Source organism: Kluyvera sp. (assembly GCF_047971185.1).
In the GTDB taxonomy this organism is placed as follows: Bacteria; Pseudomonadota; Gammaproteobacteria; order Enterobacterales; family Enterobacteriaceae; genus Kluyvera.
In genome coordinates this window covers 25,481-43,525 of the sequence record NZ_JBKDZH010000072.1, presented here as the reverse complement: position 1 = coordinate 43,525, position 18,045 = coordinate 25,481, and the positions used below count along the sequence as shown (strand labels likewise).

Sequence of the window (18,045 nt, the reverse complement as noted above, 5' to 3'; positions counted from 1 at the left end):
GCCGCCGAGCCTATGGGTCGGTGTCGGCGTAATCCGAGTCACCGAGTTATGGATACCGCCGCGCTGGCCGGTAATTTCTGAACCCGGCAGGTTCACAATACGTTCCTGCGCGTGGTACATCATGGTCATCCCGGCCGGTACACGCTGGCTCACTACCGCACGCGCGGTCAGCGCACCGTTGTTGTTGAAGACTTCAATCCAGTCGTTGTCTTCAATACCGATCTCTTTGGCATCTTCTTCGCTCATCCACACTACCGGGCCGCCGCGGCCTAAGGTCAGCATCAGCAGGTTGTCGCTGTAGGTGGAGTGAATGCCCCATTTCTGGTGCGGCGTCAGGAAGTTCAGCGCCTTCTCCGGGTTACCGTTCGATTTACGGCCCATCACCTCTTTCACCGAGCGGGTGTCGATTGGCGGACGGTAAACCAGCAGGCTTTCACCGAAGTCACGCATCCACTGGTGATCCTGATACAGCGACTGACGACCCGAGAGCGTACGCCATGGGATCAGCTCGTGAACGTTGGTATAGCCCGCGTTATAGGAGACATGCTCGTCTTCCAGGCCAGACCAGGTCGGGCTGGAGATAATCTTGCGCGGCTGCGCCTGAATATCACGGAAGCGAATTTTTTCGTCTTCTTTATTGAGCGCCAGATGGGTATGGTCGCGACCGGTAAATTCGCTCAGCGCCGCCCAGGCTTTCACCGCCACCTGGCCGTTGGTTTCCGGCGCCAGGGTGAGGATCATCTCCGCGGCGTCAATCGCCGTATCTAGCATCGGCTGGCCTTTGGCCGGGCCTTCCGCCTTGGTGTAGTTGAGCTTGCGCAGCAGATCCATCTCGCTCTGGGTGTTCCAGGCAATGCCTTTACCGCCGTTGCCGATTTTCTCCATCAGCGGACCGATAGAGGTAAAGCGCTCGTAGGTCGCCGGGTAATCACGTTCAACCGGGATAATGTGCGGTGCGGTTTTGCCCGGGATCAGGTCGCATTCGCCTTTTTTCCAGTCCTTCACGTCTAACGGCTGCGCCAGTTCGGCGGCGGAGTCGTGCTGGATTGGCAGCGTGACAACGTCGGTTTCTTTACCGAGGTGGCCAACGCACACTTCAGAGAATTTCTTCGCGATGCCTTTATAGATTTCCCAGTCGCTTTTCGATTCCCAGGCCGGGTCAACGGCGGCAGACAGCGGGTGAATAAACGGATGCATATCCGAGGTATTCATGTCGTCTTTTTCATACCAGGTCGCGGTTGGCAGCACGATGTCGGAATACAGACAGGTGCTCGACAGACGGAAGTCCAGCGTCACCACCAGATCCAGCTTGCCGTCGAGGCCGTTATCCTGCCATTCCACTTCTTCCGGCTTCACGCCGCCCTGCTTGCCAAGATCCAGCCCCTGAATGCCGTGCTCGGTACCCAGCAGGTACTTCAGCATGTATTCGTGGCCTTTACCGGAGGAGCCCAGCAGGTTCGAACGCCAGATGAACAGGTTTCGCGGATGGTTTTTACCGTTTTCCGGCTGCTCCGCGGCAAAGCGGATGGTGCCTTCTTTCAGCGCCTTCACGGTGTAATCGACCGGGGTCATACCGGCTTTTTTCGCTTCGTCGGCGATGCGTAGCGGGTTGGTGCCCAGCTGCGGCGCGGACGGCAGCCAGCCCATGCGTTCTGCACGGACGTTGAAGTCCAGCAGATGGCCGGTGTAGCGTGATTTATCCGCCAGCGGCGACAGCAGTTCCTGCGCGGTAACCGACTCGTAGCGCCATTGGCTGGAGTGGTTATAGAAGTAGGAAGTGCTGTTCATGTGACGCGCCGGACGCTGCCAGTCAAGAGCAAACGCCAGCGGCTGCCAGCCGGTCTGCGGACGCAGTTTTTCCTGGCCCACATAGTGCGCCCAGCCGCCGCCGCTCTGGCCGACGCAGCCGCAGAACACCAGCATATTGATCAGGCCGCGATAGTTCATATCGAGGTGATACCAGTGGTTCAGACCGGCACCGACGATGATCATCGAGCGACCGTGGGTTTTATCGGCGTTATCGGCAAACTCGCGTGCGGTACGGATGATGTGCGCGCTGGAAACACCGGTGATTTTTTCTGCCCACGCAGGGGTATACGCTTTAATATCTTCGTAGCTGGTTGCGCAGTTTTCGTCGTTCAGGCCGCGTTCCAGGCCGTAGTTGGCCATGGTCAGGTCGTAAACGGTGGTGACCAGCGCGGTAGAGCCGTCGGCCAGCTGCAGGCGTTTCACCGGCAGTTTGTGCAGCAGGATATTTTCCAGTTCGACGCTGGCGAAGTGCTCGGTACCGTCACCGCCAAAGTACGGGAAGCCTACCTGGGCGACGTCGTCCTGGCTGCCCAGCAGGCTGAGGCGCAGCTCAACTTCTTCGCCGGTTTTGCCATCACGCTGTTCGAGGTTCCACTTGCCTTTGTCGCCCCAGCGGTAACCGATAGAGCCGTTCGGCGCAATCATTTCGCCTTTTTCATCAAACGCGACGGTTTTCCATTCCGGGTGTTCTTCCTGGCCCAGGCCATCAACCAGATCCGCAGCGCGCAGCATACGGCCCGCAGCGTAGTAGCCATCGCGCTCTTCCAGCATCACCAGCATCGGCATGTCGGTATAGCGACGTACGTAGTCGGTGAAGTACTGGCTCGGTTTGTCGAGGTGGAATTCACGCAGCATCACGTGACCCATCGCCAGCGCCATCGCCGCATCGGTACCCTGCTTCGGTGCCAGCCACAGGTCGCACAGCTTAGCGATTTCTGCGTAGTCCGGGGTGATAGCAACGGTTTTAGTGCCTTTATAGCGCACTTCAGTGAAGAAGTGGGCGTCCGGGGTACGGGTCTGCGGAACGTTAGAACCCCAGGCGATGATGTAGCTGGAGTTGTACCAGTCGGCGGATTCCGGCACGTCGGTCTGTTCGCCCCAGGTCTGCGGAGACGCTGGCGGCAGGTCGCAGTACCAGTCGTAGAAGCTCAGGCAGGTACCGCCAATCAGCGACAGATAACGTGCGCCGGACGCGTAAGAGACCATCGACATCGCCGGGATCGGCGAGAAGCCCGCCACGCGGTCCGGGCCGTAGGTTTTCACGGTATAGACGTTAGATGCGGCAATCAGCTCATTCACTTCCTGCCAGGAAGAACGCACAAAGCCGCCACGGCCACGCGCCTGCTTGAAGCTTTTGGCTTTATCCGCATCTTCAATAATGGAGGCCCAGGCATCAACCGGATCGCTGTGCAGTTTTTTCGCATCACGCCACATTTTCATCAGGCGTTTACGCATCAGCGGGTATTTCAGGCGGTTGGCGCTGTAGAGGTACCAGGAATAGCTCGCACCGCGCGGGCAGCCGCGAGGTTCGTGGTTAGGCAGGTCCGGACGGGTGCGCGGGTAGTCAGTCTGCTGGGTTTCCCAGGTGACCAGACCGTTTTTAACGTAGATTTTCCAGCTGCAGGAACCGGTGCAGTTTACGCCGTGCGTTGAACGCACAACCTTGTCATGCTGCCAGCGCTGGCGGTATCCATCTTCCCAATCCCGGTTGGTATCTAGAATCTGTCCGTGCCCATCGGCAAATGTTTCACCCTTTTGTTTAAAGTAGCGAAACCGGTCCAGGAATTTACTCATCGGGTCTCTCCTGTTTGGAGCCTCACGGCTCTCTGATAAATCGACATTGCTGAATTTGCAGCGAAGGTAACGCGCTGAAAGATGGAGGGAATTGATAACGATCAAGGAGGACTTGCTTAACAACCACCGCAAAAATATCACATACCACCAAGGTGGTATTATCTCTTATTTTTCAACCCACTGTAAAATAAGGGGATTTATGGAAAATATAATATTTCCAGGTGTAAAAAACAGCGCGGGCGGTATTAAGGGGTAGAAACATTCCTGCTACAACTAAGCCTCACCGGCACGCTGCCGACAGAGTGAGTAATACCAGTAGTATGTTGTAACTAAATGAATAAAATAATAAAGGCGCGAATAATCGCGCCTTTATTTATCAACGACGATAGCCGTTATTTCTTCGCTTTACGCCCATACACGGCCCACGTCACGATAACGCAAACAATGTAGAACACGAGGAACACTTTCATTGCGCCAGCCGGTGAACCGGTTAAATCCAGCGAAGTACCAAACGCCTTCGGAATAAAGAAGCCGCCGATCGCGCCAATCGCCGAAATAAAGCCCAGCGCCGCCGCCGTATCGGTTGCCGCTTCACGCATCGCTTTCTCGTCGGAGCCGCCTTCTGCTTTCACGCGGTCCATGGTCAGCTTACGGAAAATCACCGAAATCATCTGGAAGGTCGAGCCACTGCCCAGCCCGGCGGTCAGGAACAGCGCCAGGAACACCCCGTAGAAGGCGATAAAGTTGCCGCCCTCACCGTTGCTCGGCAGCGTCATAAACAGCAGCGCGCTGAACAGCGCCATCAGGATAAAGTTAATCAGCGTAACGCGAGTCCCGCCCAGACGGTCAGAGATCGCCCCGCCTGCGGAACGCGCCAGCGCGCCGATGAACGGCCCGAAGAAGGCGTAGTGCAAAATCTGGATATCCGGGAACTGGGTTTTCGACAGCATCGCAAACCCGGCAGAGAAACCGATGAACGAGCCGAAGGTCGCCAGATACAGCAGGCTCATGATCCACAGGTGACCACGCTTCAGAACCGGCAGCTGCTCTTTCAGCGACGCTTTAGAAGTGGCCAGTTCGTTCATACCAAACCAGGCGGCAATAGTGAAGATGGCCAGGAACGGCACCCAAATCCACGCGGCGTTCGCCAGGAACAGCTCAGAGCCGTCCGGCTGCTGTACGCCCTGGCTGCCAAAGGCGGCAAAGATAGACAGCGAAATCGCCAGTGGAGCCACCAGCTGCATCACGCTCACGCCCATGTTGCCCAGCCCGCCGTTAAGGCCCAGCGCGCCACCCTGCTTCTGTTTCGGGAAGAAGAAGCTGATGTTCGCCATGCTGGAGGCAAAGTTCGCGCCGGCGAAACCGCACAGCAGAGAGATGATGATGAAGGTGCTAAACGGCGTAGTGGTATCCTGAACCGCGAAGCCCAGCCACACGCAAGGAATGATTAAGATCCCGGTGCTGAACGCCGTCCAGCGACGGCCGCCGAACATCGGCACCATAAAGGAATACGGTACGCGCAGCAGCGCCCCTGACACCGACGGCAGCGCCGTCAGCATGAACAGCTGGTCGGTGGTAAACTGGAAGCCCACTTTTGGTAAATTGACCGCAACGGCGCTGAACAGCATCCATACGCAGAAAGCCAGCAGCAAGCACGGTACTGAAATCCACAGGTTCCGGCTCGCGACGCGATGGCCGCGTTCCTGCCAGAATGCCGGATCTTCCGGACGCCAGTCGGTAATGACAGCGCCGGTTGCCCTTTCGGGGGCAGTGGAGTGACTCATAGACACCTCTGATTATTAATATCAACCCTCGCCACATTAGGGTTTACACCGCGAGGTAAGTTGATATAAATCAAAGGAAAAGTTGGCTGTGGAATGCGCAAAAAAACAGCATCACCCTTAGGGAGTAGTCTTTTTTGCCTAAAAAAACCTGTTTTATCACGTGGCTGTTACGTTGCTACCCCTCTACCCCCGACACCCTGACCATTCCGGAAATAAAGGAGTAACTCTTTATAGGTATGGGTATACTCCAGGCGATAGCCGAAAATAACGCCACTCGCCGGAGAGTCTTCCGCCAGGAGCCGTATCACACAATGTTTAGACGTTTTTTTACACCACTCACGCTGGTGAATCAACTGGCCCTCATCGTCCTGCTGTCTACCCTCATCGGGGTGGCGAGCATGATGATTTCCGCACGCCTGGTCAACGGCGTCCAGGGCAGCGCGCACGCCATTAACCAGGCGGGGTCACTGCGCATGCAGAGCTACCGCCTGCTGGCGGCTATTCCGGTGCAGGAGAGCGACCAGCCATTGTTTGATGAAATGCAGAAAACCGTGTTCAGCCCGGAACTGCAGCTGGCGGCCGAGCGCGATGGCCAGGTGCCACAGCTCAGAGCATTGCAGCAGTACTGGCTTGCGCATCTGGCCCCCGATATTCGCGACGCCAGCAGTCAGGATGAAGTGCAGCACGATGTTTCCGGCTTCGTAAACCGAATTAACCAGCTGGTGACGGTCTTCGACCATACCACCGAAGAACGGATCTCTCATGTGGTCTGGATGCACCGCCTGATGGCTTTCTTTATGGCGCTGCTGTTTCTCTTTACCGTGTTCTGGCTGCGCACCCGCCTGCTGCATCCGTGGCGTCAGCTGCTGCGCATGGCGGAAGCCATTAGCCATCGCGACTTCACCTACCGCGCGCAAATCAGCGGGCGCAACGAGATGGCGACGCTGGGCATGGCGTTAAACAACATGTCCGCTGAATTAGCGGAAAGCTACGCCTCGCTGGAACGCCGGGTGCAGGAAAAGACCGCGGGCCTGGAGCAAAAAAACGCCATTCTCTCCTTCCTGTGGCAGGCCAACCGTCGCCTGCACTCGAGCGCCCCGCTGTGCGAGCGCATCTCGCCGGTATTGAACGGGCTGCAGGAGCTGACGCCGCTGCGTGAAATTGAAGTGCGGGTGTACGACACCGAAGATGAAGAAAATCACCAGGAATTTAGCTGCCATTCAGGCTGGGAATGCGATGATAAGGGCTGCTACCTCTGCCCGCGCGATGTCGACATGTCGGCGGCAGACGGCGCAACGCTGAAATGGCGTCTTACCGACCCGCGTAACCAGTACGGCATCCTGCTGGCAACCCTGCCCCACGGGCGCGAACTGAGTCACGATCAGCAGCAGCTGGTCGACACGCTGCTGGAGCAGTTAACCTCAACGCTGGCGCTGGATAAACAGCTCGAGCGCCAGCAGCAGCTGATCGTCATGGAAGAGCGCGCGACCATTGCCCGCGAGCTGCATGACTCCATCGCCCAGTCGCTCTCATGCATGAAAATGCAGGTCAGCTGCCTGCAGATGATGCAGAACGAACAGTCGTCCGCGGAAAGCCGCGAACTGCTGGGTCAGGTGCGCAACGAGCTGAACACCTCGTGGGCGCAGCTGCGCGAACTGCTGACCACCTTCCGCCTGAAGCTGACTGAGTCGGGCCTGCGCCCGGCGCTGGAGGGCAGCTGCCAGGAGTACAGCAAACACTTTGGTTTCCCGGTGTTGCTGGATTACCAGCTGCCGCCGCGCCATGTACCGTCGCATCAGGCGATCCACGTGCTGCAAATCGCCCGTGAAGCGCTCAGCAATGCGCTGAAGCACTCTCAGGCCACGGAAGTCAAAGTGACCGTGACCCAGCAGGGTAACCAGGTCAAGCTGGTGGTGGCGGATAACGGCTGCGGCGTGCCGCAGCACGCTGAACGCAGCAACCATTATGGTCTTATTATTATGCGCGACCGCGCACAGAGCCTGCGTGGCGATTGCCAGGTTCGTCGTCGCGAAAGCGGCGGTACTGAAGTCGTGGTCTCGTTTATCCCCGAAAAATCGCTTTCAACTTTCCAAGGAGAAATCCATGAGTAATCAGGAACGGGCTACTATCCTGCTAATTGACGATCATCCGATGCTGCGCACCGGGGTGAAACAGCTGGTCAGTATGGCATCGGATATTCAGGTCGTGGGCGAAGCCAGCAACGGCGAGCAAGGCATTGAACTGGCAGAAACGCTCGATCCGGATCTGATTTTGCTCGATCTCAATATGCCCGGCATGAACGGCCTGGAAACCCTCGACAAGCTGCGCGAAAAGTCGCTCTCCGGCCGCGTCGTGGTGTTCAGCGTCTCTAACCATGAAGAAGATGTTGTCACCGCCCTGAAACGCGGCGCGGACGGCTATCTGCTGAAAGATATGGAACCGGAAGATCTGCTGAAAGCGCTGCAACAGGCCGCCGCCGGCGAAATGGTGCTGAGCGAAGCCTTAACCCCGGTACTGGCCGCCAGCCTGCGCGCTAACCGCGCAACATCGGATCGCGACATCAACCAGTTAACGCCGCGCGAGCGCGATATCCTGAAGCTGATTGCCCAGGGGCTGCCGAATAAAATGATCGCCCGCCGTCTGGACATCACCGAAAGTACCGTGAAGGTACACGTGAAGCATATGCTGAAGAAAATGAAGCTGAAGTCTCGCGTTGAAGCCGCGGTCTGGGTCCATCAGGAACGTATTTTCTGACTGCCCGCCTCTTAATTGTCGTGGCAGCCCCTGTCACGCACAATTAAGGCGTCATGCTCGACCAGCCGTTTTCCATCGGCGTAAAGCTGACGACCGGTTCGGTCAACGCCAGCGTGATCTCATTGGAGGTGACGCGCTGCCCTTTTTTATCTTCCACCACCACTGACAGATGCCAGGTATTGCTGGCTCCAGGCGTAGGATCCCACGTCGGCATAATGATGCTCCACCCTTCCGTACTGCTATTGGACGGCGGCGGCGTCAGGCTGAGCGCGGTCGTATCCCCCTGCCAGGTCAGCGATTTCACGCCGTACTGGTCGCGCACCTGCATTTTCAGTTCTACCGTTTCGTTGCTAGTCAGGTTCCACGGCGGCGTCGCCAGATACACCGTCAGGCTCTTACGCTGGCGATACTCCATCACCGGCAAACTGTTACGTTCCGGCGCGTCGTAACGGCTACCGCGCAGAGTACGGGTTTGCGCCACTTCATCCGCCGCCAGCTGCTTCTTCAGCGGCACGCCGAAGCGGAAGTTAACCTTCATGCCGAGGTTGTTCTGGTTCACCCCGCTCTCGCCCTGCTTGTGCTGGGCGCTAAAGGTGAGAAGCGGAATGGGGGTATAGTTGAGGCCGAGCGAAACCGCGACCGGGTTATGGTAGCCGGTGCCGCTGCGGAACAGATCGACGCTCTCGCCAAAGTACTGTTCTACGCTCAGGCTGGTATTAATGTGATTCCAGGCGGGGATCCAGGCCTGCGCGGTCACGTCGTAGCCGCGCGCCATACGCTGTTGCAGCGTGGTGCCGCTGTTTTCCCAGGCGTGAAGCGGATGGTAGTAGTTGGCCGAGAAACGCAGGTTTTCCCCCCATGCCTCCGCGCCAACGCCGCCTCGGTTGAGGTCATCACCCAGCAGGCTATCGTAAAAGGTGTTATAGCCCAACAGCCAGCGCCCGGCGACCCAGCGCTGGCCCACGCCCAGGTTACCCACCGTGCCTTCATCCTGCTGGCTAAGCCCAACCTGGGTCCAGGTGAGATAACGCGTATTGTCCTGCAGCGGTACAAACCAGCTGCCGTGGCTACCGGTCAGCTTGCCCTCTTTATCCACCAGCATCTGAAAATCGGTGTTTCCCCACGGCGACAGCCAGCTGTCCAGCTGTTGATTGAGCTCACTGTTCAGCTTTTCCTGCACCTGCGTCAGCGCGAAAAGCCGCGCCTGCTCACCGGTATCCAGGCCGTTATCGGTCATGCTCGCTTCACCAAAAGACTTCACCATTTCGGCAAACTGCTTTTCGCCATCGTGACTTTCCGGCGCGATACCGAGATCCGGCAGATTATCGAAAGGGTGTTTCGCCTCTTCAACAAAGTTCTGCCGCGCCCGCGCGCTGCCGCTGGTCAGTACCAGCAGGACGAGAAATGACGAATAAAAACGCAAAGACAAAAGCACAACCTCATAGCCAGCGACAAACTGAGGTCGGAAGTCACCCACCCCAAAGTCTTTAGTTTACCCCCTTTACCCCCATCCTTCAGCCTTCGCGCCCCATTCCAGGAATAGACTGAAAGGCTACAAAACCACCGTTTTATGTGCCGCGCAGGCCAGCAACGCTTTCAGCTCAGGGATGCAGGAACCGCAGTTCGTCCCGCATTTCAGGCGATTGCCCAGCTCGTCGACCGTTAAACAGCCTTGTTTTTCAATGGCTTCAGTGATGATTTTTTCGCCAACGCTGAAACAGCTACACACAATTTTCCCCATCGCCGGGCGTGCCAAATCGCGCCCGCACAGCAGTGCATGGCGTTCCGCGAGGGTCTGCGGCGCTTCGGCAAAGGCGCGTAAGATCAGCGCAGCGTCAATCTCCGGCAGCGTTCGGCTACTCCAGAAGCCGAGCATCAATCGTCCCTCCTGCCACGCCAGCAGATGCCAGGTCTCGCCGAGGCTGGCCACCTGAATCTGCCAGCCCTGCTGCTGGCACACCGCCAGCAGTTCCGCCTGAATGGCGCGATCGCCGCACAGCGTCAGATGATGTAGCCCCGGCGCGGCTTTTCGCCACCAGTGCAGATGCCGCGGCAGCGTGAGCGGCGCACGCGAGAACAGTTCGCCCTGCCACTGCGGCCGCCACGGCGCAATTCGCACCGCCGTTTGTTTACTCTCTGGCTGCCCGGAGTACGGGTCGACTACCGGCGCAACCAGACTGTTGACCTTCCCCTGGCGAGCAAAGCAGTCATTCCAGTGCATCGGGGTAAACAGCGAGCCCGGACGCTGTGCTTCAGAGACGACCACCCGCGCAACCATCACGCCGCGCGGTGAGCTAACGCGTGCCAGCCCGCCGTCCTGTAGCGCAAAATGGGTGGCGTCCTGCGGCGCCACTTCAACAATGGGCTGCGCAATGTGCTGCATCAGGCGTGGCACGCTGCCGGTGCGGGTCATGGTGTGCCACTGGTCGCGAACCCGTCCGCTGTTAAGGATCAGCGGATACAGCGGCTGGCGGCGCGCCTGCATCCCGCTGGGCGTCACCGGCACCATGCGTAGCTGGCCGTCGGCCCGCCAGCCACGCAACAGATCCAGCCCGTTACCGCGTCGCGTCACCGGCCAGCGTACGGGGGCCAGTTGATCCCACTGTGCTCGGGTCAATTCCGCTAAGCCGCTGATATCAAAAGCCCGCTCGCCATCATTTTCAAAGCCGGAGAGCGCCGCATGTTCACTGAACACCTCATGCGGATGCTGCCAGCTGAACGCCTCGGCGAAACCCAGCTGCCCCGCCACCTGGGCGATAATCCACCAGTCGGCGCGGGCTTCTCCCGGCGCGGGCAAGAAAGCCCGCTGGCGGGAAATACGCCGTTCGGAATTGGTGACGGTACCGTTTTTCTCCCCCCAGGCCAGCGCCGGAAAGCGAATATCGGCATACCGCGACGTGTCGGTATCGGCGGCGACGTCAGAAACCATCACCAGCGGGCAGGCCGCCAGCGCCTGGCTAACCGCGTGGCTATCCGGCAGCGACACCGCCGGGTTGGTGCCCATAATCCACACCGCCTTTACTTCGCCGCGCGCGATGGCGGTAAACAGATCCACCGCCATCAGCCCCGGCGTCTGCGCCAGACGCTCAGTCCCCCAGAAGCGCGCGACGCGGGCCAGATCTGCCGGTTCGAAGTTCATCTGCGCCGCCAGCATGGTCGCCAGGCCGCCGACCTCGCGCCCGCCCATCGCATTTGGCTGTCCGGTCAGCGAAAACGGCCCGCAGCCCTCGCGGGCGAATTTACCGCTGGCCAGATGGACGTTAATGATGGCGTTACACTTATCGCTGCCGCTCGATGACTGGTTAATCCCCATGGTGTAGAGCGTGATAGCGCGCGGCGCGGCAATAAACGCCTGATAAAATGCCTGCACCTCCTCCTGTGACAGCCCACAAAACTCGGCCACTTTCTCGACCGTCCAGCCCTCGGCGGCGGCCAGCGCGGCCGGCGCATCGGCATAGCGGTCATCGACGGCACCGGCCTGGGCCAGCGCCTGTAACAGGCCGACAAACAGCCCGCCGTCGGTACCCGGGGCAATCGCCAGATGATGGTCGGCAATATCGCAGGTCGCGGTGCGTCGGGGGTCGATCACCACCACCTTCATCTGCGGGCGATTCTGTTTGGCCTGCACCAGCCGTTGATACAGCACCGGATGCGCCCAGGCGGCGTTTGATCCCACCAGAATCACCAGATCGCTGCGCTCAACGTCCTCATAGCTGCACGGCACCACGTCGGCGCCAAAAGCGCGTTTATAGCCCGTCACCGCCGAGGACATACACAGCCGGGAGTTGGTATCGATATTGCCCGCACCGATAAACCCTTTCATCAGCTTATTGGCGGCATAATAGTCTTCGGTGAGCAGCTGCCCGGAGGCATAAAAGGCCACCGCCTGCGGGCCATAGCGGTCAATGATTGCTTGCAGACGTTCGCCCGCCGCCGCCAGCGCCTGCGGCCAGCTAACCCGCTCGCCATCCAGCTGCGGAGACAATAAGCGCCCTTCCAGCCCGATGGTTTCGGCCAGCGACGCGCCTTTTACGCACAGTCGGCCAAAGTTCGCCGGATGATGCTCATCGCCCTGCACGCTGACCATACCGTTCTCGACCCGCGCCAGCACGCCGCAGCCTACGCCGCAATACGGACAGGTGGTTTTGGTTTCCGTCATGAGGCCTCCGCGCGCATCACCAGCGCCTGATTACCCACCCACACCGTGCCGTCCTCGATTTTCACCGGCCAGGCGCGCACCACCTGCTCGCCGCTCTCGCACTGCCGCCCGTCGCGCAGGCGAATACGCTGTTTATACAGCGGCGAGATAACGATCGGCTCGCCGCTCGCGTCGCCCAGCAGCCCACGCGACAGCACGTTGGCCTGGCTGCCTGGCTCCTGGTTATCCAGCGCGTAAACCTTGTCGTTGAGGCGGAACAGCGCAATCTGCATATCCCCCAGCCGCGCGCCGATTCCGGCCTGCGGCGGAATATCCTCCAGCGAGCAAATGGCCTGCCACGGTTTGCGGCTGCCCGGCAGCGATGGCAACTCGGCCACCACCGCCAGCTGCGGCTGGCCGCGCACCGCCTGACGCTGCACCGCTTCGTCCGGCGTATCGCTGTTAACGAAGGAGCGGAACAGCGCCAGACGCTGCGGATCGCTGAGGGTGGTTTGCCACTCGCACTGGTAGCTGTCGATCACCCGTGCCATCTCCTGCTCCAGCTCCTCGCCAATCCCCAGCGAATCCTCGAGAATCACGCGGCGTAAATAGTCGATCCCGCCTTCCAGATTATCCATCCAGGTGCTGGTCCGCTGTAAACGATCGGCGGTGCGGATATAAAACATCAGGAAGCGGTCGATGGTCCGCAGCAGCGTGGCGTCATCGAGGTCGCTGGCGAACAGATCCGCATGGCGCGGCTTCATCCCGCCGTTACCGCACAGATACAGATTCCAGCCCTTGTCGGTGGCAATCACACCCACATCTTTCCCCTGCGCTTCGGCGCATTCCCGGGTGCAGCCGGAGACCGCCATTTTGATTTTGTGCGGCGCGCGCAGCCCTTTGTAGCGGTGTTCCAGCGTCACCGCCAGAGCGGTAGAGTCCTGCACGCCGTAGCGGCACCAGGTTGAGCCAACGCAGGATTTCACCGTCCGGAGCGATTTGCCGTAGGCGTGGCCGGTCTCAAAACCGGCATCGCGCAGCTCACGCCAGATTTCCGGCAGCTGTTCCAGCCGCGCGCCGAACAGGTCAATCCGCTGGCCGCCGGTAATTTTGCTGTACAGCGCGTAGCGTTTGGCAATCTGGCCGATGGCAATCAGCCCGTCCGGGGTTACTTCACCGGCGGGCATCCGCGGTACGACAGAGTAGCTGCCGTCCTTCTGAATATTGGCGAAGTAGCGATCGTTGGTGTCCTGTAGCGGCAGATGCGCCGGTTTCAGCAGATAGTCATTCCAGCATGACGCCAGCACCGACCCCACCAGCGGTTTGCAGATTTCACAGCCGTCGCCGTGGCCGTAGCGGGCAATCAGCTGTTCGAAGGTATGAATGCGGTTAACCCGCACAAGGTGATAAATCTCCTGGCGCGAATAGGCAAAGTGTTCGCAGATATCCTTCTTCACTTCGACGCCCTGCTGCGCCAGCTGGTACTCCATCACCTGTTTAACCAGCGCGCTACAGCCGCCGCAGCCGGTGGCCGCTTTGGTGCAGCTTTTGATCGCGCCGATGTGGGTCGCGCCGTTGCTGACCGCCTGGCAGATGTCGCCTTTGCTGACGTTATGGCACGAGCAGATTTGCGCGCTATCAGGTAATGCCGCCACGCCCAGCGCTTTTGGCGCGCTGCCTTCCAGCGCGGGCAGGATCAGCGATTCCGTGCGCGAAGGCAGCGGCATGGCGTTCAGCATCATTTGCAACAGCGTGGCGTAATCGCTGGCGTCGCCGACCAGCACGCCGCCAAGCAGCGTTTTTCCATCGCCGCTGACAACAATCTTTTTGTAGATCTGCTCCGGGCCGTGGATCCACTGATAGCTCTGGCTACCTGGGGTGCGGCCCTGCGCGTCGCCAAACGAGGCCACGTCGACGCCCAGCAGCTTGAGTTTGGTACTCATGTCCGCGCCGGTAAATTCACTCGCCTCACCGGCGAGCGCGGCGGCCGTCACGCGGGCCATCTGGTAGCCCGGCGCGACCAGACCATAGATTTTATTGTCCCACAGCGCGCATTCACCAATGGCGTAGATATCGTCGCTGGAGGTGCGGCACTGGTTGTTAATCACAATCCCGCCGCGCTCGCCGAGGCGCAGCCCGCCGCTGCGCGCCAGGCTGTCCTGCGGGCGGATCCCCGCCGAAAACACCACCATGTCGGTGGTCAGGCTATCGCCGTCGGCAAAGTTCAGCGTCAGGCCGTGCTCCGATTCGACGATAGCGGTGGTGGCTTTACTGGTGTGGACACTCACCCCCAGCGCGGTAATTTTCTCGCGCAGCATCGCCGCACCGCCGTTATCAAGCTGTACCGCCATCAGGTTGGGCGCAAATTCCACGACGTGGGTCTCCAGCCCCAGCTGACGCAGCGCATTCGCCGCTTCCAGCCCGAGCAGACCGCCGCCGATAACCACGCCGCGGGCGGCGGTTTTCGCGCGGGCGGCAATGGCGTCGAGATCGTCCAGCGTGCGGTAAACAAAGCAACCGGGCAGCGCGTTGCCGGGAATCGGCGGCACAAACGGGTACGAGCCGGTCGCCAGCACCAGTTTATCCCAATGCAGCTCGTGGCCGTCGGCATCGCGAATCAGGTGCGCCTCGGTATCAATCGCCGCGATCTGCTGCGACAGACGCAGCTCGATACCATGCTCGGCAAAGAAATCGCCGTCCACCAGCGACAGCGACTCGGCGCTGCGCCCGGCAAAGTACTCTGACAGGTGCACGCGGTCGTAGGCGGCGTAGCGCTCTTCGCCAAACACCACAATCTGATACTGCTGATGCAAATTACGGCTGACGCACTGCTCAAGAAAATGGTGGCCGACCATGCCGTGGCCCACCACTGCTAATGTTGATTTGGTCATTGTTTGCGTTCCTGCAGCCGACGGCTGCGTCGTGAAGGGGTCGAAGATCCAACCCGCTTGCGCAGGCTGCGTGGAGTGCAATAAATCGCTAAAGGCGGCGGCGCTGGCGCAGTCCCCGAAGAGCAGTACGCCAGTGAGCTGGCCGTCGCGTACCAGCAGGCGGCGGTAGTGGCCGGTTTGAGGGTCGAATGAAGTCCACTGCTCGTCGCCCTCCTCGGCGTGGACCTTTCCGGCGCTGAACAGGTCAATACCGGTGACCTTGAGGCGCGTGCCGGCGTCCTGCCAGTGAAAATCGGTCATCGGCTGGCCGCACAGCCGCGCCGCCAGCACCTCAGCCTGCTGCATACAGGGGGCGACCAGGCCAAAGGTTTGCCCGTCCACTTCGCAGCATTCACCAATGGCGCTGACGCCCGGAATCGCCGTTGCCAACTGCCGGTCCACCACGATGCCGCGCTGGCAGGCCAGCCCGGCGCGCTGCGCCAGCGCGATATTTGGCCGTACGCCGGTCGCCATCACCACCCGGCGAGCAGCGATGCGTCGGCCGTCGTTGAGTACCACCGCCTGCGGGTCAATCCTGGCGATGCCGGCGTTCAACTCACAGGCAATGCCGCGTTCCATCAGGCGCTGCGTTAACAGCGCAGCCGCCGGCGGGTCGAGCTGTTGCTCCATCAAGCGGTCGCTGCGATGCACTAACGTGACGTTGTCACCTCTTTGTCGGAGCGCCGCCGCCGCTTCCACGCCCAGCACGCCGCCGCCAATCACCACCGCCTCCCCCGGCGCGGCCAGAATGGCCTCGACGTCTGCCTGGGTGCGAAAGGCAAAAACATGCGGCAAATCAATACCCGGCAGCGGCGGCAGGAACGGCGATGAGCCACAGGCGAAGACCAGTTCATCCCACGCCAGCGTGCGCGTGTCGGTGATCACCTGCCGCGTCTCAACATTCACCGCCAGCGCCGTCTCGCCGCAGCACAGCGTAATCCCATGCTCGGCATACCAGCCTTCGGGCTGAAGCCGCGTCTGGTTAAATGATTTTTCACCGCCCAGCACCGGCGACAGCTGAATGCGGTTATAGGCCGGGTGCGGTTCATCGCCAACAATCGTTATCGCAAATCTGTGCGGCGCCATAGAGACCAGCTTTTCCGCCAGCCGGGTTGCCGCCATGCCGTTGCCGATCATCACCAGTTTCCGCATAGATCCGCCTTACGCCGCTTTCGGCTGTTTTTCGTAGAGGAAATGCAGGATCTGCTGGCGCAGATGGTGATAGCGGCTATCCTCCGCCAGCTGCACCCGGTTACGCGGGTGCGGCAGGTTAACGTCGAGAATTTCACCGACGGTGGCCGCCGGGCCGTTGGTCATCATCAGCACCCGGTCCGAGAGCAGCACCGCTTCGTCTACGTCGTGGGTGATCAGCACGATGGTGGTGTTCAGCGCCTGCTGGATCTGCATCACCGAATCCTGCAAATGCGCGCGGGTCAGCGCATCCAGCGCGCCGAACGGCTCATCCAACAACAGCACTTTCGGCTTCATCGCCAGCGCGCGGGCAATGCCAACACGCTGCTTCATGCCGCCGGAGATTTCACCGGGACGCTTATGCATCGCGTGGCCCATCTGCACGCGATCGAGGTTGTGCTCAATCCACTCCTGACGCTCGGCTTTACTCATGCTGCGACGAAAGACGTGGTCTACCGCCAGCGCAACGTTATCGAAGCAGGTCAGCCACGGCAGCAGCGAGTGGTTCTGAAACACCACCGCGCGCTCCGGCCCCGGCCCGGCAATCTCCCGGTTGTCACAGATAAGTCCGCCTTCGGTCGGTAACGTAATGCCAGCGATCAGGTTGAGCAGCGTCGACTTACCGCAGCCGGAGTGGCCAATCAGGCTCACCGTCTCCCCTTCGTGAATATCAAACGAGACGTTCTGCAAGGCCAGAAACTCGCCGCTGGCGGTATGGAAACGCTGGCTCACGGCCTGGACCTGAATTAATGGTTTCATGGTGTTCTCCTTACTTTTCTTGCCAGCTAAAACGACGCGCAATGAGCATCAGCCCCTGCTCCAGAAGAAGCCCCACCACGCCGATAATGACGATGGCGATGAGGATGTTTTCCACGTTGAGGTTGTTCCACTCGTTCCAGATCCAGAAGCCAATCCCCAGGCCGCCGGTCAGCATCTCCGCCGCGACGATCACCAGCCACGCGATGCCAATCGACAACCGCACCCCCGTGAGGACCGACGGCAGCACCGCCGGGAAAAGGATTTTGCGCATCACCGTCCACTCGGAGAGCTGCAATACGCGCGCCACGTTGAGGTAGTCCTGCGGGATCCGTCGCACCCCTTCGGCGGTGTTGATCACCATCGGCCAGATCGAGCAGATAAAAATGGTCCAGCTGGACGCGGGCTCCGCCTTCTGAAACAGCAGCAGACCAATCGGCAGCCACGCCAGCGGGCTGACCGGGCGCAGCAGCGCGATTAGCGGCGTAAACATGCGCGAGAAAAAGGTGAAGCGGCCAATCAGAAAGCCCAGCGGGATCCCCGCCAGCGCCGCCAGGCCAAAGCCCACCGCCACGCGCTGCAGCGATGCCAGCACGTTCCAGCCCACGCCAACGTCGTTAGGGCCGTTGTTGTAGAACGGGTCGGCGAACAGCGTCAGCGCCGAGTCCAGCGTGCTGAGCGGCGTCGGAAAGCCTTTGCTGTTGATTGCCGCCAGCTGCCACACCAGCACCAGCAGGCCTAAGCCCAGCAGCGCCGGAATGGCCCGTTCGGCAAGATGACGCATCGCGCGACCAACGGCGGGCGCCTGACGACGGACCTGCACCGGCGGTAGGGTGATGACTTCACCTGCGGGCGCAGGCGCGTTAACGGTTTTGGGTTTCGTGTTCAT

9 protein-coding genes are annotated in these 18,045 nt (G+C 60.1%); 2 read left to right on the top strand and 7 right to left on the bottom strand.

Translation table 11 applies throughout. From position 1 onward, the window contains the following. Both ACK5JN_RS18565 and ACK5JN_RS18560 read right to left on the bottom strand, forming a co-directional pair. Positions 1 to 3,603 (bottom strand): nitrate reductase subunit alpha (locus ACK5JN_RS18565; protein ID WP_416871500.1); only part of this gene is annotated, 3,603 nt, incomplete at its 3' end. 392 nt (positions 3,604 to 3,995) lie between these two features. Then, complete coding sequence (locus ACK5JN_RS18560; RefSeq protein WP_416871499.1) at positions 3,996 to 5,387, bottom strand: NarK family nitrate/nitrite MFS transporter; 1,392 nt, start codon at positions 5,385 to 5,387, stop codon at positions 3,996 to 3,998. Between the two features lie 311 nt (positions 5,388 to 5,698). Between ACK5JN_RS18560 and narX the strand changes: the two genes are divergently transcribed. Then, complete coding sequence (gene narX / locus ACK5JN_RS18555) at positions 5,699 to 7,498, top strand: nitrate/nitrite two-component system sensor histidine kinase NarX (RefSeq protein WP_416871498.1); 1,800 nt, start codon at positions 5,699 to 5,701, stop codon at positions 7,496 to 7,498. Next, entirely contained in the window at positions 7,491 to 8,141 is a 651-nt protein-coding gene (narL, locus tag ACK5JN_RS18550; protein ID WP_035895589.1) for a two-component system response regulator NarL, read from the top strand. The genes narX and narL overlap by 8 nt, the downstream gene beginning before the upstream one ends. A 43-nt stretch (positions 8,142 to 8,184) precedes the next feature. Here narL and ACK5JN_RS18545 read toward each other — a convergent pair whose 3' ends face one another. The 5 genes from ACK5JN_RS18545 to ntrB all read right to left on the bottom strand — a co-directional run bounded on the left by ACK5JN_RS18545 (position 8,185) and on the right by ntrB (position 18,045). Further along, a complete protein-coding gene (locus ACK5JN_RS18545) occupies positions 8,185 to 9,576 on the bottom strand; it encodes a YchO/YchP family invasin (protein ID WP_416871497.1) in 1,392 nt (463 codons plus the stop codon). 117 nt (positions 9,577 to 9,693) lie between these two features. Beyond that, the gene (locus ACK5JN_RS18540) at positions 9,694 to 12,300 is read right to left on the bottom strand and encodes a molybdopterin-dependent oxidoreductase (RefSeq protein ID WP_416871496.1); all 2,607 of its coding nucleotides are present in this window, start codon (positions 12,298 to 12,300) and stop codon (positions 9,694 to 9,696) included. Beyond that, the gene (gene nirB / locus ACK5JN_RS18535; RefSeq protein WP_416871495.1) at positions 12,297 to 16,361 is read right to left on the bottom strand and encodes a nitrite reductase large subunit NirB; all 4,065 of its coding nucleotides are present in this window, start codon (positions 16,359 to 16,361) and stop codon (positions 12,297 to 12,299) included. Before nirB ends, ACK5JN_RS18540 begins: the two co-directional genes overlap by 4 nt. Positions 16,362 to 16,370: 9 nt before the next feature. After that, entirely contained in the window at positions 16,371 to 17,159 is a 789-nt protein-coding gene (locus ACK5JN_RS18530) for an ABC transporter ATP-binding protein (RefSeq protein ID WP_416871494.1), read from the bottom strand. Between the two features lie 10 nt (positions 17,160 to 17,169). Next, positions 17,170 to 18,045: a nitrate ABC transporter permease gene (gene ntrB / locus ACK5JN_RS18525; protein ID WP_416871493.1), complete on the bottom strand. Its 876-nt coding sequence runs from the start codon at positions 18,043 to 18,045 to the stop codon at positions 17,170 to 17,172.